Below are 21,869 nucleotides of genomic sequence, written 5' to 3'. Positions count from 1 at the left end.
AAAACGATTATACCGATGTCCCCCAACACTATTCCCCAAAGGACTGAAGCCCCTGGAATACATTCACCAAGGCCAGTTCGCCGTTGCCGCCACGATGATGGCTGGCGGCGTCTACTTCATGGAGGCAAGCATCGCTGCCAAGGGGTTTTACGCCATGGCCGCAATCATGCTCGTGCATGCCTCGATCACCATCACCAAGACGCTGCCTGACTCGGAAGAGGCAAGCCGTTGCATCAACCGGCTGGAAGATGCCAAGACCGAAAAGCTGCTGATGGAGGTCAGCCGCAGTAACGAAGTGTAACCGCGTTCCCGCTACAACAAGGCTCAAACCGCAAGACAGGATGCAACGGTCTTGCCCAATGGAAGTCGCCGCTATGGAAATCGCCTCGATCAATCGGAAAAACAGCCATCTGATGAGGTCACGGCGCTTTGCGCCTCTCTTCTGGACGCAGTTCCTGTCCGCCTTCAACGATAATTTCCTTAAGAACACGCTGGTGTTCCTTATTCTATTCACGCTGGCGGCGGACCAGGCGGCGTCACTGGTCACCCTGGCGGGCGCCGTCTTCATGGCCCCCTTCCTGCTTTTGTCGGCGCTTGGCGGCGAGATCGCCGACCGCTTCGACAAGGCTCTCATCGCCCGCCGGCTGAAATTCACCGAGATTGCCGCGGCTGCCGTCGCCGTCGTCGGTATCGCGCTGTCGTCGATCCCGGTACTGATGACGGCGCTACTCATGTTCGGCATCATCTCGGCGCTGTTCGGACCGATCAAATACGGCATCCTGCCGGATCATCTCGAGCGCAAGGAATTGCCGCGCGCCAATGCCTGGATCGAATCGGCAACCTTCGCCGCCATCCTCGGCGGCACCATTGCTGGCGGCGTCGTCTCGGCCGACGGCATAGGCGTCGCGGTGTTCGGGCCGATCATGATGATCCTCGCCATCGCTTGCTGGTTTGTCAGCCGCTACATTCCCCGCACCGGCTCGGCGGCGCCCGACCTTGTCATCGACAGGAACATCTTTCGCTCGACCTGGCGTCAGGTCAACGGATTGCGTGACGACAAGCGGATCTGGCGCGCCGGCCTGATGACGTCGTGGTTCTGGCTGATCGGCGCCATCGTGCTTTCGATCCTGCCAACATTGGTCAAGGATTCGCTGGGCGGCAATGAGATGGCGGTTACCGTCTACCTCGGGGTCTTCGCCGTCTCGATTGCCATCGGTTCGGCAATCGCCGCGTGGATGTCGCAGGGGCGTATCGTGCTCTTGCCGGCACCAGTCGGCACGGCGCTGCTGGCGCTGTTCGGCCTCGACCTGGCCTGGATCATCTGGAGCATGCAGCCTTCGCCGGGCGCCGAAACTCTTGGCCTCTTCTTTGCCGGACAGTACACCTTCCGTGTTGCCATCGACCTCGCCGGCATGGCGATTGCCAGCGCCTTCCTTGTGGTGCCGACCTTTGCCGCTGTGCAGGCCTGGTCGCCTGAAGCACGCCGCGCCCGCATCGTCGCCGCGGTCAGTATCGTCAATGCAGGCTTTATGACGGTGGGCGGACTGCTCGTCGCGGTGATCCAGGCAACCGGCGTCTCCCTTGGCGTTATCCTGTTCGGCCTCGCCGCGGCCAACGCCGTCGCCGCATGGCTGATGCTGAAATTCCTGCCGACCAACGCTTTCCGCGATTTCGTCTCCATCCTGTTCCGCGCCTTCCATCGCCTGGAAGTCGAGGGCATGGACAACCTCAAGAGGGCCGGCGTCGCACCCATCCTGGCGCTCAACCATGTCAGCTTCCTCGACGGCCCGCTGGCCCTGACGCTGACAGATGAGGAGCCCGTCTTTGCGATCGACTACACCATCGCCCAGGCCTGGTGGATGAAGCCGTTCATGAAACTCGCCCGGGCATTGCCTCTCAATCCGGCCAAGCCGATGTCGACCCGCACGCTCATCAAGATCGTGCAGGGCGGCGACCCGCTGGTCATCTTCCCGGAAGGGCGCATCACCGTCACCGGCGGCCTGATGAAGGTCTATGACGGCGCCGCCATGGTGGCCGACAAGACCGGCTCGATGGTCGTGCCGGTGCGCATCGACGGGCTGGAAAAGAGCTACTTTTCGCGGCTGACCTCGCAGCATGTGCGCCGCCGGCTGTTCCCGAAGGTCAAGGTGACCATCCTGGAACCGGTCAAGCTCGAAGTGCCGCAAGAACTGAAGGGCCGCAAGCGCCGCGCCGCGGCGGGCTCCGCCCTCTATCAGGTGATGTCGGATCTCGTCTTCCGCACCCAGGACATCAACAGGACGGTGCTGGAAAAGGTTATCCAGACGGCAAACGAACGCGGCATGAGAGAGCTCGCCGTCGAGGACCCGGTCACCGGCTCGCTGAGCTACGGCAAGCTGTTGACGGCTGCCGCCGTGCTTGGCGAGAAGTTCGAGCACCTCTATGCCGGCCAGCAGACGCTCGGCATCATGCTGCCCAACGCCAACGGCGCCTGCGCCGCTCTCCTCGGCGTCATGTCGGCCGGCAAGGTCCCTGCAATGATGAACTTCACCGCCGGTGCGGCCAACATCCTGTCGGCCTGCAAGGCCGCGGAGGTGCGGACGGTCCTTACGTCTCGCGCGTTTGTCGAACAGGCAAAGCTCGGCCCGGTGGTCGAGGAACTCGGCGGCTCGGTCGAAATCGTCTGGCTCGACGATCTGCGCGCCACCATCGACCTCAAGGACAAACTACTCGGACTGCTGCGCAAGAGCACGCCGCGCGTTGCCCGAAAGCCCGACGATCCGGCGGTGATCCTGTTCACCTCGGGTTCGGAAGGGACGCCCAAGGGCGTCGTGCTGACCCACCGCAACATCCTGGCCAACGCCGCCCAGGCCGCCTCGCGCATCGACTTCCATTCGGGCGACAAGGTGTTCAACGTGCTGCCGATCTTCCACTCGTTCGGCATGACTGCGGGCACCGTGCTGCCGCTGATCTCGGGCGTGCCGGTCTTTTTCTACCCGTCGCCGCTGCACTACCGCATCGTGCCGGAACTGATCTATTCCTCGAACGCGACGATCATCTTCGGCACCGATACCTTCCTCGCCGGCTATGCGCGAACCGCGCATCCCTACGACTTCCGCTCGATACGCTATTGCTTTGCCGGGGCTGAACCGGTGAAGCCGTCGACGCGCATGACCTATATGGAGAAGTTCGGTGTCCGCATCCTCGAGGGCTACGGCGTCACCGAAACAGCACCGGTGATCTCCATCAACACGCCGATGTACAACCGCTCCGGCAGCGTCGGCAAGATCATGCCGGGCATGGAATATCGCCTCGACCCGGTGCCCGGCGTCGACGAAGGCGGACGGCTTTTTGTGCGCGGCCCCAATGTCATGGCGGGCTATCTCAGGGCCGAGAAGCCCGGCGTGCTGGAACCGCTCGAGGACGGCTGGCATGACACCGGCGACGTTGTCGTGATAGATGAGGCCGGCTTCATCACCATTCGCGGCCGCGCCAAGCGCTTCGCCAAGATCGGCGGCGAGATGATCTCGCTGGCGGCAGTCGAGGCGCTGGCAGGCGAATTGTGGAAAGGCTCGCTCTCGGCCGTCGCCACCGTGCCGGATGTCCGCAAGGGCGAAAAGCTGATCCTCATCACCGAGGCCTCCGGCGCCACGCGTGCCGAATTGCTGGCGTTCGCCAAGGCCAGCGGCGCTATGGACCTGATGGTGCCGGCCGAGGTGCGCGTCGTCGCCAAGGTGCCGGTGCTCGGCTCCGGCAAGCTCGACTTCGCCGCTGTGACCAGGATGGTGCGCAGCGAAGAAGAGATGAAGACCAGGGCCGCCTGATCGGAACGCACCTAAACGGGCCGGCCAAGCGCCGGCCTGTTTATACGCTTAGCCTTGAACCGGCAGCCACGCCCGTTTCGGCACTGCCCCGGCAATTCCGGCCCGCAGCACATTGATCAGCCGCCGCTCGGCCGGGATGGCGAAATGCCGGCTGCCAACCTCGGCACTTTGCGAATGATCGGCCACCGCCGCCACCGGCCAGGCTGCAAACCCGGGCCGGCTCAGGTCAAGCCAGAACCGGTAGAAAGCGCGGCTGGAGGCGACAGGCGTCTCCGCTCGCGGACGGTGTAGCACTTTTTTCGCCGGTCAGGGGCTTGCCGAGACCCAGCCCGTCGATCGCGCCTCGAACAGGCCTCTGCCGAGGACAACCTTGGCGCCAAATCCTTCCAGCGCGCTCATACGCAGCGCATCGCGATTGAGACCGTGGGCGTCGTAGCGCGGATGCGAGCGCGTCAGCCGCATCCAGCCGAGCAATTCGGCGCGGAAGGCGCGGTCGCGCAGGAACGGCATGCCGGCATCGTCATGCAGTGCCGCCAGCATGGCGATGTCGTCGGACGCATGCGGAGCGTCACATCCCCCGTGTCCTTCGCCCAGGCCTGCAGGGTCTGACTCGCCTCCACCGCCGACGCTTGAGATGCGAACGCCAGGTGAAGCGGTTTGCGACATGGCCGTTCGACGGCGACGATTGCGCAGCACCGGGCACGATCCGCGGCGCCAGCCGGAAACCCGGAAACGCGACCGTAGCGCGGTGACGTTGGATGCAGTCGACCGCGGCACAGACCTCATGCCACAAGTCGTACGGGCAACTGTGCGAGGGAGCGGATGCCAAGACGCTTGCGCCACTCGATTTTCCGCCCGCTAGTGTCGAGGCGCATGTCTGGAAAGCGCGTGACAAGGCGTTCGAACGCTACTGCGGCTTCCGCCCGAGCGAGTTGGAATCCGAGGCAGAAATGTACGCCTGTGCCGAAGGAGAGGTGCGGATTCGGGTGGCGCGTGATGTCGAAACGGTGGGGATCCTCGAACTTGGCAGGAACCGGTGATACGTAGCGCAGACACTCCCCGACGCAGGTGGGCATCAGGCTTGGTTCGCTCTGCAGCCTGCGGCGTTGATCTTCATGCGATACCAGTGCGAGGAGCCCGCCGGAAATCAGATGAGTTGTGGTTTCCTGCCCAGCGCCGAAGAGCAGGAAAATCATCGAGACAAGTTCGTCCTCGCTGAGCCTCTGCCCGTCGGTCTCGGCATCGCGCAACGCGGCGATCAAACGGTCAGGCAGTGCACTGCCCCCCGATCGCGAGACGCTGCGAAGATAGCGGACAAAGCGGATCACGCCCGGAATGGCGCGGATGATCGCGCCGATATTGGCAGTGTCCTTCAGCCCGCCTAACCAGTTCTTGAACCGATCGTGATCCTGCTCCGGCAGGCCGAGCATCGCGCAAATGACCGAAAGCGGCAGATCGCGACAGAATTCGGCCATGAGATCGACCTCCGGTCTTTCCTCCATCTTGTCGAGAAGCCGATCGGCTATTTGCGTGATCCATCGGCTTCATGGCCTCGATCGTTTGGCGCTGAAACGCCTGGTCAACGAGGCCGCGCAGGCGGCGGTGCTCAGGGTCGTCTGGCCGAGCATATTTCTGCGCCAGAAGGCTGAAGGTCCTCGGCGGGAATCTGAGTATCCGGGCCTGTGTTCTGCTCCCTGCGTTGGCAGGGTCGCGAGCGAAGCTCTCGTGAGGGCGAGTCCGAAGCGAGAAACGCGTCGCTACGGTCCATTGTATTGTTTTTTTGAGCCCGTATCGACTGATAAGGATTGGACTCTTAAGATCGCAGGCTATGGAGATTTTGCGATAGTGTCGGAAATCAGCCGGCGCCCGCAGGCCAAGGCAAGACCGATACCGGCCGATTAAGGCTATGTGCGCGATCACGTCGGCGGCGCCGATCCGCCGGCGGTAGTGTTCTACTATTCCCGTGATCGCCGAGGGGAGCATTCCGCGGCGCATGGACAGCGCACTGCCGTTCTCAAAAACCTGATCGTTATATTCTCGGCCCTCGGGGCACCAGTGCTCAACCCAGCACAGTCGCTGATATTCCCGGTGACCGATCTGTGCCGCAAGCACGGCGTCAGCGAGGCCAGCATCTACAAATGGAAAGCGAAATACGGAGGTGTCGGAGGCGAAGCGGCCGAAGACGCTGGAGGAGGAGAATGCGCGACTGTTACTGGCAAAGCCTGGCACTGGGAAATATGTCAGTTCGACCTTCATCAGATTAGGCTCAAAACCCAACGGAAGATCAGTTGACTTTGGGCCGCAACGGCTCATCCTTGATTTGTTGGCCTACCTTTCCGACCAACTTTTGATAGGGAGGAAGCAATGGAAGCCGTCAATCGTAGATCCACATTTGCACTCGGTCTTACAGTGGCCGCAACGCCACTGATCGCTTGGGCGACCCCAGCCGCCGCACAGACTTACGGCCCCGATGAGGGTAAGGAGGTCGGCCCGGGCGTCAAAGTTGTAGCGCTTGGTGAGCGGGCTTCGGTCATACCAGCTTATAAAACGGTCATGCTACGCGACGTTGTTATCCAACCCGGCGCGAAGACGCCAGACAACATGATGACGAACGACATGCTCTGCCACATGACTGAGGGAGAACTTTCGGTCGTTCACAACAAAGAAACGTTTACAGTCAAGAAGGGTGATGTTTGGGCCTGCGCTAAAGGCGCTACGACAGAAGGCACTCAGAACACGAGCAGTGCGGTCGCGATCATGCGGGTCATCGATTTGATGCCCGCATGAGGTAAGCAACGCGGTGCTCGAAACAGAACCAGCGTGGGGTCTGCCGCGGCTTCGCAATGCCCCACGCCACAATGCTTGCCACAGCCGGGATGCTCGCACCGGCGGTGCTGAATGCCAGGGCGCGTGACTGGCTCCATTGCTCCGGGTAGGCAGATCAGCTCGTCGCTCATCGGAATTCTCACTTCAGATTGTGCAAGGACTCCACAAGCCGTCTTGACGTTCAAGAAGTGTTCCTTATTCGTTCTCATAGGCGCACGATTCGATCGACACGCTGGGGAAGGCAACCCGGCACAACATGCTGGTCAGGGCGAGGGCGGCTATCAGTTGAGGGCGCCGATCGAGCGCGTCTGCTCCCTTCCTGTCTCGACCTCGGTGAACTCCAGGACGATTGCAATCCCCGGTTTCGGCGAAGCGGGCAACGGCAGCGCGTTGCGCCTCGATGCCGAGGCCAGACCGACCCTCCTTTGTGTTGAGACCCGATAGTAGGCGATCGCGCTCGACATGGTTCAAATTCCCAGCGTGTGCAAAATGCAAACCACCATTTGCAGTGTGCTCACAACGGTCAAAAAGCCAAGTCCGCTAAGGAATAAAAAGAGATCAAAGGCATTTCCTCCTAATACGATAGGAGATTGCCATGGGAGACCCGCGCGCCAAAACTGATGCTTCGGCCAATGTCGACAAAGATCCCGATGAATGGGTGAGCGGCGAGGATCCGATGACCCCGTCGCAAGCATCGTACCTAAAACCCTATGTGAGCAGGCGGAGGATGAGGAAAGCTTGAAGAGAACCTCAGCAAGGCAGAGGCTTCCAAGCGCATCGACGCATTAAGGGCAAAGCTGAAGCTCTAGCCCACCGGCATACCCGGTCGACCGCGATCACCAGACAAACGCCCCCGAAAAGGCAGCCCGTTGAAACTACAGTCGGGCTACGCCCTCCCAGCGCTCTAACCCGCCAGCATTCTCATCTTGATTGACGCAACGCTCGCAGCTTCATTGTCGCGCCGCAAAAGCAGGTTGCTCGCTCTCAAGCGCTCAATTGCCGGAAGGCATGGGCGACCGGGAAACCCTCCTCTCCTTATGGGCAAAACGCCACAAAAGCCCGCCGTGCCGTGAGGTGCCAACCGCCGGTTGCTAGACGCCACGCAGGCGGCAACAACTATAATTTTTCACGACCCCGCACCGGCGCCCCCACCCCCGACGCACCCCGCGCTCGGTGACCGCCTGATCGACCCGTCGCTCTCCTGTGCGGCGGGTTTTTTTGTTTCATATGGAGCACTTGGCTGGAGGCACTTCGGTGCCTGCGGCATCTCCGGTGCAGAAATGCTGCAAGCTGGGGAAGGTGGATGAGCATCGTCAAAGGGTCGGTCCAGTGCTAGATCAGGCAATCGCGGCAATCCTTACCCGGGCGGACCGTGGGGACACCGTTTCGACCAAAGCGACGTTTCATATTCGGCACGCCGCGTCTGATCTGTCATTACGACGCGAACAGGTGCGGCCCGATACGCGCACGAACTGTAATATTCAGCGCGCCGATGATGTCACGAGACTGACGGCAAGCTCAACGGCTTCAGCATCGGACAGGCCTTGTCCCTCGGCGAACGACAACCAGGTCGAGAACTCGAGGGTGTGGGCGAGGGTTGCGCTGAAGAATCGGAGCCGGGCTGGACTTACCTTCCAGCCGGCATGCAGTATTTCCGCTGCTCGCTGGAGAAGCGTACGCCTCCGCTCCAGCGCAGCAGCTACCACTGGCATCTCGGCGTCGCGGTAAAGGTTGGCGAGGAGTTGACGCTTGCGGCGGTAGTAACCGTAGAGCTGCTTGAGCGCCGTCCGATGGCGCTCCTGCGGGTTCTCAATGCCGATCCATGTATCTGGCCTCGGCGGGGGATCGAGCTCGAACGAATAGGCGGTGCAGGCGGTGAAGATCGCCTCCTCGTCGGGAAAGTGGCGATACACCGTGAGGCGCTGCACCCCGGCCTTTTCGGCTATCGCGCTGATCGTGGTTCGCGAAGGCCCCACGGTATGGTGCAACTCGGATGCCGCGCGCGTGAGTGCCCGATGCGTTTCAGCCTGTTTGTCGGCCCGGGACTTGAGGGTGTAGCGCCGAGGTGGCACTTTCGGTGAACGCACGTGAATACTCATCTTGACGAGAGCCGAATCCGAGTTTATCGATGAGTGAACATAAACGTTCACCGATCATCAGCCAAGGAGGGAGCCATGGCTGCCCCCATCACTATCCCGCATAGTGCCGGCGACTCTTTCGCAATTGGCGGTTTCGGTATCCACTGGAAAATTGACGGCGCAGCGAGCGACAAGCGCTTCTCAGTGGTTCACCACCCTCTTGCCCCTCATGCGCTGGCGGCGCCGCTTCATCGGCATCATCGGGAAGACGAGTATTCCTATGTTCTCACCGGCCGGCTCGCGGCTTTACTTGGCGATGATGTCGTCACCGCTGAACCAGGTACCTGGGTGTTCAAGCCGCGCAACCAGTGGCACACCTTCTGGAACGCTGGTGACGAGCCGTGCGAGATCATCGAGCTGATCTCTCCTGCGGGATTCGAGAACTACTTCCGAGAGCTCGCGGCGATGTGGCCCGATCAAACCAAGATGCCCGGGCTACTCCGGAAGTACGAGCTCGACATGGATCCCGGAAGTGTGACCGAGCTCTGTGCCCGGTATGGGCTGGTTTCGGCCCGCCGCGAAGCTGCCACCTAAGGCTCCGTCACCGCTATGAGGCGAAAGGCGATGCGGGAGGCATCGTCAATGCAGACGTGGACGAACTCCCAACCTACGCCGCCTTTACGGGAAGTCCGGTCATTGCTTTGGTGCGATCGCCGGTGATGCGATGGCCGATGCGGTCGAAACGGCCAAGCTTCTTGATATCGATGTGGATCATGTCGCCCGACTCGTCACGCTCATATCGACGCACCGGCTCTGCTGGCTCAAGATCCTTCAGCCGCGACAGTTCGGCCCCGCGCCAGCACCCGGCTCACCGTCGCCGGCGAGACGGCGACCACACTTGCAATGTGCTTGCCCGTAAGGCGCTGGCGACGCAACGCAATGACCCGATCGGCCACAGCCGCCTGGGCCGCGACGAGCGGTCGACCATGCCGGCACGGCCTTCGGCCTTGTAGCGCTCGACCCGCCGCTTCACAACCTTGGCCGTCACCGCGAATTTCAACGCTGCTTGGGCTTGGGAGAGGTCGCCTTTCACGACCGCAAGCGCCATCTCCTCTCGACGCAGCGGCGTCAGAAGGGCATTCTTATGAATGTTCATTCGGTCCCCCGAGGAATCTGAAGCGTGGCAACTCCAGTCTCCTCGGTCGCGCCCGAATGGACCACCTTCTGAAAACTCAAATTTAAGGAGCAGACGCTCCCGCCCTGCAACCCATTGCCTGCCTCCCCGGAGACAGCTCAAGCGTCCTCGCTCCGGCTATGGTAGGTGAGAACACGTCACCGCCGCGGCGTCCGATGCTGAGTGCGGTGTTGCGCCCGGGCCCGCTGCAGGCGCCAGTAACGAGGAGGATCTTGGTCCGATAAGGGGTCGTAGAACGAACCCGAAGCGGCATATTCGACCATGTGCGGGGCGCAGTGCTAAAAGATGACGAGCGGGTTTGTGGGCGACCTGTCGTCCGTGTATTCGCCATGCCGCAATTGTAACGAAAAACTCATATGGCTGCTGCTGTCCGCCGGTTTTCTTGATGGGGTAGGAATGCAAAATGAGCGATGTGGATGAACAGCTCGATCTGACGGAGATCAACGCCGTCCGCAGGTTGTTGACGTCAAAGCCACGACCGGTGGGCTGGGACGAACGCCGGGCACGGCTCGATGAGGTTGGTTCGGTGTGGCCGATTGCGGACGACATCCGATGCGAGGATGTGGTTTTCGATGGCCTCGGGGGCGAGTGGTCCCTAGCGCCTGGGAGTGACAGCGATAAGGTTCTGATCTTTTTCCACGGTGGTGGCTACTGCTCCGGCTCTCTCAAAAGTCATCGTCGAATGGTGACCGAGGCAGGTCGAGCAATGGGAATGCGCACCCTCGCGATCGACTATCGACGCGCACCGGAACATCCTTTCCCTGCGCAACATGAAGACGCACTCACCGCGTGGCGCTTTCTGAGCCGGCAAGGGATCGCGCCGGATCGCATCGTGGTTGGCGGAGACAGTGCGGGCGGCAACCTCACCCTGTGCTTGGTCAGTATATTGTGCGCGGCAGGGGAGCGGTTGCCGCGATGTCTTTGGCTGGTTTCCCCCTGGACGGACCTTTCGATGTCCGGCGCGACACTAACAACTAAGGACGCGATCGACCCTATCATCCACCGGGCGTATTTGGAGGAACTGGCGACCGCCTATGCCTCCCATGTCGTTGGCCGGCGCGATCCCCGGATCTCGCCGTTGTTCGCCGATCTGAGCGGATTTCCCCCAATGCTGATACAAGTCGGTTCGGCCGAGACGCTGTTGTCGGACGCAACTCGGCTCGCGGCAGCCGCTGGCGCGGCTGACGTCAATGTACGCCTCGAAATTTGGCCGCATATGATTCATGCCTGGCCGGTTTGGAATGCAGGATTGAGTGCCGGTTGGCGCGCTCTTCACAGCGCGGGCATGTTTGTCCGCGACTATTTATAGCCCTCGGGTGAGGCAACTGCTGGCGAAATGTTCCCGTTCAGCAACCGGAAGCATTGACCAATCTCGGTCGCATAGGGCAGCTTTGCCGTTTCCTGAAAGCTGGCATCGCGGGCGACCGCTTGGTCGAGGTCATGGCGCCCAAAAGCGGACGCTACTGTGGCGCATGAGGCGCGGTAAAACGGCTCCTGTGGACGAAGGCTCCGCAGCGCAAAGTTGCGGCAGTGCGGAGCGTTGCCATGATGAGCTCGGACCAGAAACCAGCGTCGGCGTAGCGAACCGCCTTACCTGCGCAATGTCGGTCTCCTTTACGTTTCGACGGATGCCGTCTACTATTCAGTCGAAGGCAGGGTCTGAGAAATGGACCGCAAGCTTGCTGCCATTCTGGCTGCCGATGTGGTCGGCTATTCCGCTCAAATGGAGCGTAATGAAGCGGGCACTTTTGCGCGGCTGAAGGCCGGTCGCACAGAGCTTTTCGAACCAGAGATTGCGCGGCACCACGGTCGCATTTTCAAGCTCATGGGCGACGGCTTGCTGGCTGAGTTTGCCAGCGTGGTAGATGCCGTGGAATGTGCCGTGTCGTTGCAGCGTGGCCTAGCTGAGCGCAACGCCTCGCTTCCCGAGACCGAGCAGATCTTGGTGAGGATGGGAATAAATCTTGGCGAAGTAATAATTGACGGTAACGACTGCTACGGTGAGGGGGTCAATATTGCCGCCCGCCTCGAACAATTGGCAGAACCCGGTGGTATCTGTGTCTCAGGTAAGGTGGCCAAGGAGGTCGAGAAGAAGCTTGCCTTCGGTTTCGAGCCTCTGGGCGAAAAGAAGGTCAAGAACGTCACCGAACCGGTGCAGGTTTTCCGCATAACACTGGTAAAAAAGGGCATCCGCCGTCGCTCAATACGGTCTCCCCCGCGATGGGTGCTAGTGGGGATGGCGGTGGGCGTGGCCCTTCTGCTTGGCGCCGCAGCGGCCTTGCAATTCTGGCCGGCGGTAACAGAGAGTGCTAGGCCATCGGTGGCTGTGCTGCCATTTGATAATTATGGGGGCGACGAGGCTACTGGAAGGCTGGCCGACGGCCTCACCGAGGACATCATCTCCGACCTCGCGCGCTTCCCGGAATTCGAGGTCGTGGCGCGCAATTCGACGGAAGTGTACAAGGGCAAGCCGGTGGATGCCCGGGAGGTCGCCAAAGCGCTCCATGTCGGCTATGTGCTCGAAGGTTCGATCCAGCGCCAGGGCGGTCGCGTCCGGATCACTGCGCAACTGATCGACGCGCAATCCGGCAATCATCTGTGGTCGGAGCGGTGGGATCGGCCTACCGAGGGTGTGTTCGCCGTCCAGACCGAGATATCCGAACAGGTCACCAACCGGCTCGGCGGCGGCGCGGGGCTGATCCAGGAGGCGGGCCGGGCCGCGGCCAAACGCAAATCGCCCAAAAACCTAAACGCCTACGAGCTATATCTGCTTGGCACCGAGAAGCTTGAGCGGGTCACCAAAGCGGATATCGAGGAGGCCATCACGCTCCTCACCCGCGCCGTCGAACTCGACCCCGGGCTCGCCCGGGCCTGGGTCGAACTTTACCATTCGCACAGCCTGTTGGCGAATTTCGGCGTCAATCCCGAGGCTGGGACAAAGGCGGCTGCCGATGCGGCCGAACGTGCAGTGCGGCTGGATCCGAGTGACGCTGAGGCTCACGCCGCGCTCGGCATGAGCTTGGGCGATCGGGGCGACATCGCGCGCGCCAAGGCCGAGTTGGACACGGCCGTACGCCTTGCCCCCGGTTCGGCAGAAATCTTGACCTTCTATGCCGGCTGGGCGGCAGCTTTCGGCGAACCGGAACGTGGTGCCGAATTGGTCGATCGGGTGATCCGGCTCGACCCGAACTATCCGATGTGGACCTCAGGTCCCTTTTCTTATGCTTACTATATGGTCGGCCGATACGACGATGCTCTGAAGATGACGGAAGGCCTGACACCTGACAACTTTAACAAGTGGCGGTGGATGGTGCGTAGCGGTTCGCTCGCAGGCGCGGGCCGGATCGAAGAGGCGCAAGCCTCGGTCAAGGAGGCGCTCAAGAGCTACCCTGATATGACCGTCGAGGGCATGGTCAACGCACCTGGGATCAGCGCCGCCGAGCGCGAGCGCTACCTGGCGACCTTGCCTCTGGCCGGTTTCCCGCCATGCGCCTCCGACGAGCAATTGACTAAGATGACTGATCCAAAACGTCTTCCCGAGTGTCTCAAGTAGCCTTCAGCGAGCTTTCCTGACGACTGCGGTAGTCCGATCGCAGTGGCGTAAATTCAGATGTATCTGCTCAATCGCTGTTTCCGTATCCGTCAGGTCGGTCCAATGTCCGCTTCCGAACCTCCGAGGCTCGAAGTTGCCCGTCCGCTTTCCGGCCCCGAAACGGTCATTCCGGATGCCAATTTGCGTGAAGAGGTCCGCGTGGTGCAGGGTGGCGCAAGAGGAGGTTCAGTCAAAGAAACCCGCATCGTCTTCCCCGAGGTACCTCCTGGCTGCTTCCGCGTCGATATCGAGGCCCAGCCCCGGCGCTTCCAGCAGGTCCACCATGCTGTCCTTCACGATCTGCGACGGTAGGCCGATCACAAGGTCCTCCCACCAGGGATCGGAGGCGCTCGGGTATTCGAAGGCGATGTAGTTGGCGGGCAAGGTGGCGCAGACATTGATCAACGCGCCGAGACCGAGCAGGCCGTTCGCCGTGCCGTGCGGCGCCATCAGGATCGAGTGCATATGGGCGTGCTCGGCGACCCATTTGAGCTCGGCGATGCCGCCAATATCGGCAGGATCGGGGCCGATGACGCGCACCGCCTGCGTTTCGATCAGCTCCTTGAAATTATGGCGCAGGTAGATCTGCTCGCCGGTATGGATTGGCGTCGAGGTGGAGGTGGTCAGCTCCCGATAGGCCTGCGGATTGACCCACGGCACATAGTCGCCAGTCAGCATGTCCTCGAGCCACATCAAATTGTACTTCTCGACCGCGCGAGCAAACTTGATCGCATCGGGCAGCATCCAGCCGGGGCCGCAGTCGAGCGCCAGGCTGACCTTGTCGCCCAGCACTTCCTTCATCGCGATCACGCAGTCGAGCATGTGATTGAAACCCCGCTCGCTGATCACGCCTTGATCCATGGCACCGTGATAGCCGGCCTTCTTCTGCGTCACGCCGTAATGGAAGCCCTCAATGGTGTCCTTCATGTTGGAGTGGAACGAGATTCCTTGCTTGACCATGAAGAAGTTTTCCGGCCGCTCCCTCATCCATTTGACGTCGGCCGCATAATCGTCGGGCTTGTCGCCGGTTCTCTTCTTGCGAATGGAACCGTTGTAGACCCGCACCTTGTCGCGCACCTTGCCGCCGAGCAGCTTGTAGACCGGAACGCCCGCAGCTTTGCCGGCGATATCCCACAAGGCGTGCTCGATGGCGCTGACGGCGGCGCCATAGGGCTTGAACGAACCCCGCTGCCGGATCTTTATCATCACGCGCTCGACGTTAGTTGGGTCCTCGCCGATCAGCGCCTCGCGAAAATGCAGGACCCAGGGCTTGAGGTAGGGCTTGGTGTACTCGACCTCGCCCAGGCCATAGAGGCCCTCGTCGGTGACGACGCGAACGATGGGATGTTTGCCGATGACGGCGCAGCGGAGATCGGTGATCTTCATCTTCAGTTCTTTTCGCCTCAGCTCCAGGTGCGGTCCCAGGAATACTCGTTGTCCCAGTGATCCGTGGGCTGCCAGATGCCGGTGACACCCGGCTGCAGATGCCGCGAGATCACCTCGTCGACGACGTCGTCGATCCCCAGGCCTGGCTTATCTGAAACAGTGATAAAGCCATCCTTCACAAGCGGCTTGGGAACGCCGGTGACGATATCGTCCCACCAGTCGACATCGGCAGAGTGGTATTCGAGCGCCATGAAGTCTTCGGTCGCGGTCGCGACATGTGCCGCGGCCATTGCGGCGATTGGACTTTCTGCCATATGGATGGCCATAGCGACGCCGTGGTCCTGCGCCATGTCGCCGATCTTCTTGGTCTCGAGAATGCCCCCGCTGGTGAGCAGGTCTGGGTGGATAACGGAAAGGCCGCCACTCTTGAGCAGAGGCTCGAAGCCCTCCTTGAGGTAGATGTCCTCGCCGGTGCAGATCGGCACCGTGGTGGCGCCTTGCAGTTGTCGGTACTGGTCGGTGTACTGCCATGGGATCACATCCTCGAGCCAGGCTGGCACGTATTTTTCAATTCGCCTGGCCAGGCGAATACCGTTCTGCAGCGAGATGTGGCCGACGTGGTCGATGGCGAGCGGAACATCCATGCCGATTACGGCGCGAACTTCGGCAATGTACTGTTCAAGCAGATCGAGGCCCTTGTCGGAAAAGTGGAGGCCGGTAAATGGGTGGGCGACGTTGTGCAAATCGTACGCGGCGTTGCGGGCGCGCCGCTCTTCAAGGCTCTTGACCGGGCCGCGGCCGGGATGAACGCGGTACCCTTCGAGTGAGCCGGCAGGGGAGACGACCGCACCGGGGACATCGGCGATCTGCATCAGCCCCAGATCCATCTTGAGGAACGTGAAGCCGAGCGCCATGCGCTGCTTGAGGCGCTTGCCGGTCTCGGTGCCGCTCGGCACGGTAGCGTCGGTATCGCAATAGAGGCGCACCTTCTCCCGAAACCGGCCGCCGAGCATCTGGTAGACGGGCACGCCATAGGCCTTGCCGGCGAGATCCCACAACGCGATTTCGATCGCCGAGACGCCGCCGCCTTGCCGGCCGTGTCCGCCGAACTGTTTGATCCGGCGAAACAGGCGGTCGATGTTGCAGGGGTTCTCGCCAAGCAGCCGGCTCTTCAGCATCAGCGCGTAGGTGGCGCTGGCGCCGTCGCGCACCTCGCCAAGCCCGACGATGCCCTGGTTGGTGTAAATCTTGATGAGCGTTGAGGTGAACGGCGCGCCGACGATTTCGGCTACCCGCATGTCGGTGATGCGAAGGTCGGACGGCTTGGAGTTGGTGTTTACCCGATTAAGCGCCTCGTCGGCCCCCCGCGTTTTTGGCATGGCTTATCCTCGTTGTGGTCGGCAGGGTTTGTCGCCAGCATGCTTGGCCGGCATAGAGGTTGCTAGCCTAGCTCAATCTCATGGGCCTGCAGGTAATCGCGGTTCATCTCAATACCGAGACCAGGCCTCGACGTTAGCTTGAGGCTGCCGTTCGAGACGTCGAGTGGTCTGTCGATGAGGTGATCGTATTTGCCCAGGTTCCACTCCGACGTTTCGAGCTTGTAGAAGTTAGGAACGGTCATCATCACCTGCGCTCCCGCAACCACGTTGATCGGTCCCGCGGCGTCATGTGGCGAGACCGGGACGTAGTAGGCCTCGCATAGGGCAGAAATCTTCTTGAGTTCGGTAATGCCGCCGGTCCAGGTGACATCCGGCATGATGTAGTCAGCGAGCCTGTTCTCGAGTACCGGCACGAAATCCCATTTCGTGTGGCCGCGCTCGCCCCACGAGATGGCGGCACTGACCTTTTCACGCACCTGCTTGAGGGCGTTGAGGCTCTCGGGCGGGCAGGGCTCCTCAAACCAGTCGATCTGGCCGGCTTCCTCGAGGCTCCGACAGAGGCGAATGGCGGTGGGAACGTCGAAGCGGCCATGCGCATCGATGAGAATGTCGACATCAGGCCCCGCCGTTTCGCGGATCAGAGCCGTGAGTTCGGCGGCTTCGCGCTCGTCCTTGCGGGTCATGCTGCCATCGAGGTAGCCGTCTCGCTGTTCGCGGGGCAGGCCATCGGCGCTGCGGCCCTGGTGGGGGTAAGGATCGAACTTGAGCGCAGTGTGTCCGGACTCGACGATGTCTAGAATTTCGCGGACCACAGCCTCCTTGCTGGTAAATTTGGCCTGGTTGGGATGGGTGTAGAGTGCGATTTCATCGCGTACTGGTCCGCCCAGCAACTCGTAAATCGGCTTACCGAGGACTTTGCCCCGGATGTCCCAGAGGGCTATATCGATGGCGCTCACGCATTCGACGGCGGCGCCGCGGCTGCCCATATAGGTGAAGCTGCGAAAAATCTTGTGCCAGAGATGCTCGATGCGCGCCGGATCCTCGCCTGTCACGGCGACACCGATCTGCCGCAGGATCGTGCAGAGCGCGCGGTTGGCGAGCCTTGTAGTGGTGGTGATCTCTCCCCAGCCACTCACCCCCTCGTTGGTCGTCACTTCGACGAACAGGAACTCTCCCCAATAAGAAGCATCGGACTTGATCAGCCACGGCCGAATGCTCGTGATTTTCATCTCAATTCCTTTATCTGAAATGGTCAGGCTAACGATGCTCGAGACTGGACCTTCGTACCTATCCGGCCCGAGCGGCGTTGCGCGCACGCATCTGTTCGAGAATATGTCGGCCGGAACCCTCGACATGGCGGGAAACGAGTTGGGCCGCCTTGTCGGCTTCTCCCGCTTTTACGTGCGCGATGAGTTCGCGGTGCTCGCGAATGATCGCGGCACGCCGCGCGAGCGTGAAATTGAAACGCCGGCTGACGGCTCGCAACACTTCGCGATGCTTCCACCAAAGTTCGGCGGCATGGCGGTTATAGTGCCGCTGGTACATCACGGTGTGGAAAGCGGTATCAAGTTCACTGTGCCTGAAGGTGTCGGCAAAGTTGTTCTCTTCAATCAGGCCTTGGAGACGTTCGAGTTCGGCCATGTCCTCGCCGGTGGCCATATTCACAAACCATCGCGTCAGGGCCGGCTCGATCAGAACACCGATTTCATAGATATCCCGGACAAAATCCTGATCTATGGGTCGGACGCGCGCCCCGCGGTTGGGGAGAAAGGTGACAAAACCCTCCCCGCGCAAAAGCTGCAGGGCCTCGCGCACGGGGTTGGTCGAGGTGCCGTGACGCCGGGCGAGATCGGTGACCACAAGCCGTTCGTTGGCGGCGAGCCGTCCCTCAATGATGTCTTCCCTGATCAGTTCATAAAGCGAGGCGCCCTCGCTGGAGGCCATGGGGTCAGTCTCCACCGGTGGCATGGCTTTAAAATCATCTATTTCGGCCAAGGCCGGCTCCCCTGATCAATGCATACCCCTGCCCGATATCACACACGGTTTTCACAAACAATGTACGATCCAGCGCGTTGACAGGCAATCCACGATCTGAAAACGTACAAAATGATCGAAGGGATACATAGAACAGAAAGGCGTCCCGCGGTCGAACGAGCTAGACCGCTTTGCCTCGGCGCAGGGCGGCATGGAGAACCAGGGAGGATATCTATGACGAGGATTACGCTCGGCAGTGCGGTCCTGCGCGGCACTGTCGCCACTGCTTTGATGGCATCGCTGATGTCCACATCGGCGCTGGGAGCGCCGCCCGTCGACCTCAGCAAGTGGTCGCCGGAATATGTGCGCTCCATTGCGGGCACACAGGATTTCGACACGGCGGCCGATTGCGCCAAGGTCACCCCGCTCGACTACAAGGGGCGACTGACCTTCTGGTATCAGGGCGTGTTCGAGGGCGACCCCGACCTTTTGCGCCAGTACTACAAGGATTTCTTCGAGACCTTCCGCAAGACCTATCCGAACATCCAGCTCGAGGAACAAGCCCTCACCTATAACGACCTTCTTGACAAGTTCCGCACGGCGCTCCTGGGCAATGCCGCGCCGATGGCGGTCCGCCTGCAAATCCTGGGTGGTACCGAGTTCGCCTCAAAAGGCTACCTGGAGCCGCTCAAACCCGAGGATGTCGGGTATTCCACCGAGGACTTCTGGCCCGGCGCCATGAAGGCCGTGACCTGGGAGGGGGTGACCTACGGCATTCCAACCAACAACGAGACGATGGCGTTCATCTGGAACGCCGACATCTTCAAGCGTGCGGGCCTCGATCCGGACAAGGCTCCGGCAACCTGGGACGACGTCGTCAAGTATTCCAAGCAGATCCACGACAAGCTCGGCATTGCCGGTTACGGCCTCGTGGCTCGCAAGAATGCCGGCAATACGCCGTACCGCTTCATGCCGCAGCTGTGGGCCTATGGCGGCGGCGTCTTCGACGAAGCCACCGCGAACCCGACCTATGAACAGGTCAATCTCGATAGCCCGCAGAGCAAGACAGCGCTGCAAGCCTCGTACGACATGTATGTTCGTGACAAGTCGGTTCCGGTTTCGGCACTCACCAACCAGCAGGCCGATAACCAGCCCCTGTTCCTCGCCGGCCAGCTCGGCATGATGATCTCGCATCCGTCCGACTACGATGTCATGCTCGACCTGCAGAAGAAGGCAACGGGCGCCGACAAGGATAAGGCGCAGACCGTCATCGACAACATGCGCTACGGCCTGATTCCCACTGGCCCCGACGGCAAGCGCGCAGTCGTGTTCGGCGGCTCGAACATTCACATCCTGAAGCCTGAATATGTCGAGGGCGGCAAGGTCGACGAGCCGGCTGCAAAGGCTATCATCTGCATGTGGACGAGCCCTGAATGGTCGCTGAAGATGGCCTACGCAGGCTCGAACCCGGGCAACCTTAACGGCTTCAAGACCAAATGGATGAAGGAACGTCTAGACAACATCAAGTTCCTCGATGTGACGACCTCGATGCTACCATATGGCATCCCGTTCCCAGCGCTGCCGCAGGCCCCCGAGATCATGAACATCATCGTCCCGGACATGCTGCAGAATGCCCTGACCGGAGCGATGACCGTCGACCAGGCAGCGGACGACGCGGCCAAGAAGGTAAGAGACCTGATGGGCGGACTCTAGTCCAAGCCTGACCGGCTGCACCGATAGTGCAGCCGGTTCGTCCAGAAAAAAATAAGGGCGCGCCACAGTGACGATCGTGACCGGCAAGGCCGAGGCTCGCCGAAGATTGCAATCCGGCAGGTCCGGCGTGCTACGCCAGATATGGGAGCGTCGCGCCGACTACGCGTACGTGCTTCCCGCGATCGCCGTGATGCTCGTCGTCATCGCCTATCCGATCTACTACACGATCGAGCTGTCGTTCTTTAAGACGCCGCCTGGCCTGCAACTTCGCGACAAGACCTTCATCGGCTTCGACAATTACGCGACCATCCTCACCAGCGAGGTGTTCTGGAGAGTCACCTGGAACACTCTGATCTGGACGCTGGGCTCCACTTTGATTGCCTTTGTCCTGGGGTTTGCCACCGCGCTGGCGCTCCACCGCGAGTTTGTTGGCCGCGGTGTGCTGCGCGCAATCCTGATCATTCCCTGGGTCATCAGCGCGGTCGCCGCCTCCTATATCTGGAAGTGGATCTATCATTCGGACTTCGGGATCATCGGTGCGGTACTGGTCGGCCTCGGATTGGCCGACCGGCCGCCGAATTTCATCGACAGCGTCAACACGGTGCTGCCTTCCCTGATCGTCGTCAATATCTGGCGCGAGTTTCCGTTTGCCATGATCATGATGATGGCCGGCCTGCAGACCGTGCCCGAGCAGTTGCTGCGCGCCGCGCAGGTCGACGGCGCCAGCGCTTGGCAGCGCTTCTGGCACGTCACCTTTCCGCACTTGCGCAACGTCTCGACGGTGACGATCCTGCTGCTCGCGGTGGCCAACTTCAATTCCTTCATCATCCCCTGGATCATGACCGGCGGCGGGCCCTCCAACGCATCGCATATCTGGATCACCCACATTTATGAGCTCGCCTTCGGCCGGCAGCGCTGGGGCGTGGCATCTGCCTATTCGGTGCTCCTGTTCCTCACCCTGATGACGCTCGGCTACTTCTACGTCCGTGCGCTAAGCGGTAACGAGCGGCAAGAGGGGAGCGCATGAGCACGACTGCCGACACAACCCCGCGAGCCTTGAGCCGTCGCCGGATGCGCGTCGACGGATGGCGGTGGACCGGGCGCATCTTCCTCGCGTTCATGCTGCTTTACACCGCGGTGCCGATGATCTGGATGCTGATCACCTCGATCAAGTCCGGGTTCGCGGCGTTGCAATTCCCGCCGCAATGGTGGCCGGACGAACCTACCCTCGCCAGCTACGAGAAGCTGCTCGATCCCCAGAACAGCGTCGGCCAGGACTTCCTCCGCTTCTTCTGGAACAGCCTTTTCGTGTCGACCGTCACGACAATCCTCTCGGTGATCGTCGCCGTCCCTGCCGCCTACGCGTTTTCGCGCTTCAGTTTCCCCGGCCGGAACTTCCTGTTCTTTGCCGTGCTGCTGCGCAACATGTTCCCGGCGGTGATCTTTCTCGTGCCGCTGTTCATCCTGATGCGCCTGCTCGGGTTGATGAACACGCATGGCTCGCTGATTCTCACCTATCTCACCTTCGGCCTCCCGCTGGCGATCTGGTTGCTCAAGGGCTTTTACGACAACATTCCGGTGCAGCTCGAGCAGGCCGCGCGCATCGATGGGGCGACGCGGTTCCAGGCCTTCATCTTGATTGTGATGCCGCTCTCGGCGCCGGGGATCATCGCCACCGCGATCTATTCGTTCATCGGCGCGTGGAACGAGTACATCTACGCCTACACCTTCCTCACCAAGAACGACCAGTTGACACTCCCGGTCGGCATCCAGCGCTTCTTCTCGGAAAACACGACGGACTTTCCGGGCCTGATGGCGGCCAGCTTCATGATGAGCGTGCCCGTCGTGGTGCTGTTCCTCGTCCTGCAACGATACTTCGTACGCGCCCTTACAGAAGGCGCGGTCAAGCACTAGGGAGTTGCC

19 protein-coding genes and 3 pseudogenes are annotated in these 21,869 nt (G+C 61.1%); 12 read left to right on the top strand and 10 right to left on the bottom strand.

All coding sequences use genetic code 11. The features are described 5' to 3' along the window. The first annotated feature begins 118 nt into the window (after positions 1 to 118). A complete protein-coding gene (locus tag AC0L25_RS05130) occupies positions 119 to 301 on the top strand; it encodes a hypothetical protein (RefSeq protein ID WP_473594484.1) in 183 nt (60 codons plus the stop codon). 73 nt (positions 302 to 374) lie between these two features. After that, entirely contained in the window at positions 375 to 3,803 is a 3,429-nt protein-coding gene (locus tag AC0L25_RS05125; RefSeq protein WP_473594483.1) for an acyl-[ACP]--phospholipid O-acyltransferase, read from the top strand. Between the two features lie 48 nt (positions 3,804 to 3,851). Here the strand turns inward: AC0L25_RS05125 and AC0L25_RS05120 are convergent, their stop codons facing one another. From AC0L25_RS05120 to AC0L25_RS05110, 3 genes are all read right to left on the bottom strand, one after another. Beyond that, positions 3,852 to 4,097 carry a hypothetical protein gene (locus tag AC0L25_RS05120; protein WP_473594482.1) on the bottom strand — a complete coding sequence of 82 codons (246 nt, stop codon included), beginning with the start codon at positions 4,095 to 4,097 and terminating at the stop codon, positions 3,852 to 3,854. Between the two features lie 12 nt (positions 4,098 to 4,109). Then, positions 4,110 to 4,343: a hypothetical protein gene (locus tag AC0L25_RS05115; protein ID WP_473594481.1), complete on the bottom strand. Its 234-nt coding sequence runs from the start codon at positions 4,341 to 4,343 to the stop codon at positions 4,110 to 4,112. Positions 4,344 to 4,585: 242 nt separating this feature from the next. Continuing rightward, positions 4,586 to 5,278 carry a cytochrome P450 gene (locus tag AC0L25_RS05110; protein WP_473594480.1) on the bottom strand — a complete coding sequence of 231 codons (693 nt, stop codon included), beginning with the start codon at positions 5,276 to 5,278 and terminating at the stop codon, positions 4,586 to 4,588. A 613-nt stretch (positions 5,279 to 5,891) separates the two neighbouring features. Between AC0L25_RS05110 and AC0L25_RS05105 the strand changes: the two are divergent. Beyond that, positions 5,892 to 6,012: pseudogene (locus AC0L25_RS05105) on the top strand (transposase); the annotation flags it as partial. Positions 6,013 to 6,167: 155 nt separating this feature from the next. Continuing rightward, complete coding sequence (locus AC0L25_RS05100) at positions 6,168 to 6,590, top strand: hypothetical protein (protein WP_473594479.1); 423 nt, start codon at positions 6,168 to 6,170, stop codon at positions 6,588 to 6,590. A gap of 320 nt (positions 6,591 to 6,910) precedes the next feature. Here AC0L25_RS05100 and AC0L25_RS05095 read toward each other — a convergent pair whose 3' ends face one another. Next, entirely contained in the window at positions 6,911 to 7,093 is a 183-nt protein-coding gene (locus AC0L25_RS05095; RefSeq protein WP_473594478.1) for a hypothetical protein, read from the bottom strand. 131 nt (positions 7,094 to 7,224) lie between these two features. On the opposite strand from AC0L25_RS05095, the gene AC0L25_RS05090 reads away from it, so the two are divergent. Next, positions 7,225 to 7,371, top strand: a complete 147-nt coding sequence (locus AC0L25_RS05090; protein ID WP_473594477.1) for a DUF3072 domain-containing protein — start codon at positions 7,225 to 7,227, stop codon at positions 7,369 to 7,371. 22 nt (positions 7,372 to 7,393) lie between these two features. Further along, positions 7,394 to 7,438, top strand: a pseudogene (locus AC0L25_RS05085) (hypothetical protein); the annotation flags it as partial. A gap of 672 nt (positions 7,439 to 8,110) precedes the next feature. Here the strand turns inward: AC0L25_RS05085 and AC0L25_RS05080 are convergent. Then, the gene (locus AC0L25_RS05080) at positions 8,111 to 8,716 is read right to left on the bottom strand and encodes a TetR/AcrR family transcriptional regulator (RefSeq protein WP_473594476.1); all 606 of its coding nucleotides are present in this window, start codon (positions 8,714 to 8,716) and stop codon (positions 8,111 to 8,113) included. A gap of 87 nt (positions 8,717 to 8,803) precedes the next feature. Between AC0L25_RS05080 and AC0L25_RS05075 the strand changes: the two genes are divergently transcribed. Further along, positions 8,804 to 9,301 carry a cupin domain-containing protein gene (locus tag AC0L25_RS05075; protein ID WP_473594475.1) on the top strand — a complete coding sequence of 166 codons (498 nt, stop codon included), beginning with the start codon at positions 8,804 to 8,806 and terminating at the stop codon, positions 9,299 to 9,301. A gap of 2 nt (positions 9,302 to 9,303) precedes the next feature. Here the strand turns inward: AC0L25_RS05075 and AC0L25_RS05070 are convergent. Continuing rightward, a pseudogene (locus AC0L25_RS05070) lies at positions 9,304 to 9,863 on the bottom strand (helix-turn-helix domain-containing protein); the annotation flags it as partial. Positions 9,864 to 10,305: 442 nt separating this feature from the next. Here AC0L25_RS05070 and AC0L25_RS05065 point away from each other — a divergent pair. Both AC0L25_RS05065 and AC0L25_RS05060 read left to right on the top strand, forming a co-directional pair. Continuing rightward, positions 10,306 to 11,211: an alpha/beta hydrolase gene (locus AC0L25_RS05065; protein ID WP_473594474.1), complete on the top strand. Its 906-nt coding sequence runs from the start codon at positions 10,306 to 10,308 to the stop codon at positions 11,209 to 11,211. A gap of 357 nt (positions 11,212 to 11,568) precedes the next feature. Then, the gene (locus AC0L25_RS05060; RefSeq protein WP_473594473.1) at positions 11,569 to 13,455 is read left to right on the top strand and encodes an adenylate/guanylate cyclase domain-containing protein; all 1,887 of its coding nucleotides are present in this window, start codon (positions 11,569 to 11,571) and stop codon (positions 13,453 to 13,455) included. A 225-nt stretch (positions 13,456 to 13,680) separates the two neighbouring features. Here AC0L25_RS05060 and AC0L25_RS05055 read toward each other — a convergent pair whose 3' ends face one another. The 4 genes from AC0L25_RS05055 to AC0L25_RS05040 all read right to left on the bottom strand — a co-directional run bounded on the left by AC0L25_RS05055 (position 13,681) and on the right by AC0L25_RS05040 (position 18,254). Further along, entirely contained in the window at positions 13,681 to 14,880 is a 1,200-nt protein-coding gene (locus AC0L25_RS05055) for a mandelate racemase/muconate lactonizing enzyme family protein (RefSeq protein ID WP_473594472.1), read from the bottom strand. Positions 14,881 to 14,897: 17 nt separating this feature from the next. Beyond that, positions 14,898 to 16,259: a mandelate racemase/muconate lactonizing enzyme family protein gene (locus tag AC0L25_RS05050; RefSeq protein ID WP_473594471.1), complete on the bottom strand. Its 1,362-nt coding sequence runs from the start codon at positions 16,257 to 16,259 to the stop codon at positions 14,898 to 14,900. Between the two features lie 62 nt (positions 16,260 to 16,321). Then, positions 16,322 to 17,488, bottom strand: coding sequence for a mandelate racemase/muconate lactonizing enzyme family protein (locus AC0L25_RS05045; protein WP_473594543.1), 1,167 nt, complete (start codon positions 17,486 to 17,488; stop codon positions 16,322 to 16,324). 58 nt (positions 17,489 to 17,546) lie between these two features. Further along, the gene (locus tag AC0L25_RS05040; protein WP_473594470.1) at positions 17,547 to 18,254 is read right to left on the bottom strand and encodes a GntR family transcriptional regulator; all 708 of its coding nucleotides are present in this window, start codon (positions 18,252 to 18,254) and stop codon (positions 17,547 to 17,549) included. Between the two features lie 213 nt (positions 18,255 to 18,467). Between AC0L25_RS05040 and AC0L25_RS05035 the strand changes: the two genes are divergently transcribed. From AC0L25_RS05035 to AC0L25_RS05025, 3 genes are all read left to right on the top strand, one after another. Then, positions 18,468 to 19,946, top strand: coding sequence for an ABC transporter substrate-binding protein (locus AC0L25_RS05035; RefSeq protein WP_473594469.1), 1,479 nt, complete (start codon positions 18,468 to 18,470; stop codon positions 19,944 to 19,946). A 67-nt stretch (positions 19,947 to 20,013) separates the two neighbouring features. Beyond that, the gene (locus tag AC0L25_RS05030; RefSeq protein ID WP_473594468.1) at positions 20,014 to 20,973 is read left to right on the top strand and encodes a carbohydrate ABC transporter permease; all 960 of its coding nucleotides are present in this window, start codon (positions 20,014 to 20,016) and stop codon (positions 20,971 to 20,973) included. After that, the gene (locus tag AC0L25_RS05025; RefSeq protein WP_473594467.1) at positions 20,970 to 21,860 is read left to right on the top strand and encodes a carbohydrate ABC transporter permease; all 891 of its coding nucleotides are present in this window, start codon (positions 20,970 to 20,972) and stop codon (positions 21,858 to 21,860) included. Before AC0L25_RS05030 ends, AC0L25_RS05025 begins: the two co-directional genes overlap by 4 nt. The last annotated feature ends 9 nt before the right edge of the window (positions 21,861 to 21,869 follow it).

The organism is Mesorhizobium sp. WSM4813 (genome assembly GCF_055811555.1).
The sequence above is the reverse complement of the archived record's forward strand: the minus strand, read 5'-3'. Positions and strand labels throughout refer to the sequence as shown.

Bases quoted from the DNA above. Each gene is read 5' to 3' on its own strand.
- AC0L25_RS05130 (WP_473594484.1), top strand. From the start codon at position 119: ATGGAGGCAAGCATCGCTGCCAAGGGGTTTTACGCCATGGCCGCAATC.
- AC0L25_RS05125 (WP_473594483.1), top strand. From the start codon at position 375: ATGGAAATCGCCTCGATCAATCGGAAAAACAGCCATCTGATGAGGTCA.
- AC0L25_RS05115 (WP_473594481.1), bottom strand. From the start codon at position 4,343: ATGCTGGCGGCACTGCATGACGATGCCGGCATGCCGTTCCTGCGCGAC.
- AC0L25_RS05110 (WP_473594480.1), bottom strand. From the start codon at position 5,278: ATGGCCGAATTCTGTCGCGATCTGCCGCTTTCGGTCATTTGCGCGATG.
- AC0L25_RS05100 (WP_473594479.1), top strand. From the start codon at position 6,168: ATGGAAGCCGTCAATCGTAGATCCACATTTGCACTCGGTCTTACAGTG.
- AC0L25_RS05095 (WP_473594478.1), bottom strand. From the start codon at position 7,093: ATGTCGAGCGCGATCGCCTACTATCGGGTCTCAACACAAAGGAGGGTC.
- AC0L25_RS05090 (WP_473594477.1), top strand. From the start codon at position 7,225: ATGGGAGACCCGCGCGCCAAAACTGATGCTTCGGCCAATGTCGACAAA.
- AC0L25_RS05075 (WP_473594475.1), top strand. From the start codon at position 8,804: ATGGCTGCCCCCATCACTATCCCGCATAGTGCCGGCGACTCTTTCGCA.
- AC0L25_RS05065 (WP_473594474.1), top strand. From the start codon at position 10,306: ATGAGCGATGTGGATGAACAGCTCGATCTGACGGAGATCAACGCCGTC.
- AC0L25_RS05060 (WP_473594473.1), top strand. From the start codon at position 11,569: ATGGACCGCAAGCTTGCTGCCATTCTGGCTGCCGATGTGGTCGGCTAT.
- AC0L25_RS05055 (WP_473594472.1), bottom strand. From the start codon at position 14,880: ATGAAGATCACCGATCTCCGCTGCGCCGTCATCGGCAAACATCCCATC.
- AC0L25_RS05050 (WP_473594471.1), bottom strand. From the start codon at position 16,259: ATGCCAAAAACGCGGGGGGCCGACGAGGCGCTTAATCGGGTAAACACC.
- AC0L25_RS05045 (WP_473594543.1), bottom strand. From the start codon at position 17,488: ATGAAAATCACGAGCATTCGGCCGTGGCTGATCAAGTCCGATGCTTCT.
- AC0L25_RS05035 (WP_473594469.1), top strand. From the start codon at position 18,468: ATGACGAGGATTACGCTCGGCAGTGCGGTCCTGCGCGGCACTGTCGCC.
- AC0L25_RS05025 (WP_473594467.1), top strand. From the start codon at position 20,970: ATGAGCACGACTGCCGACACAACCCCGCGAGCCTTGAGCCGTCGCCGG.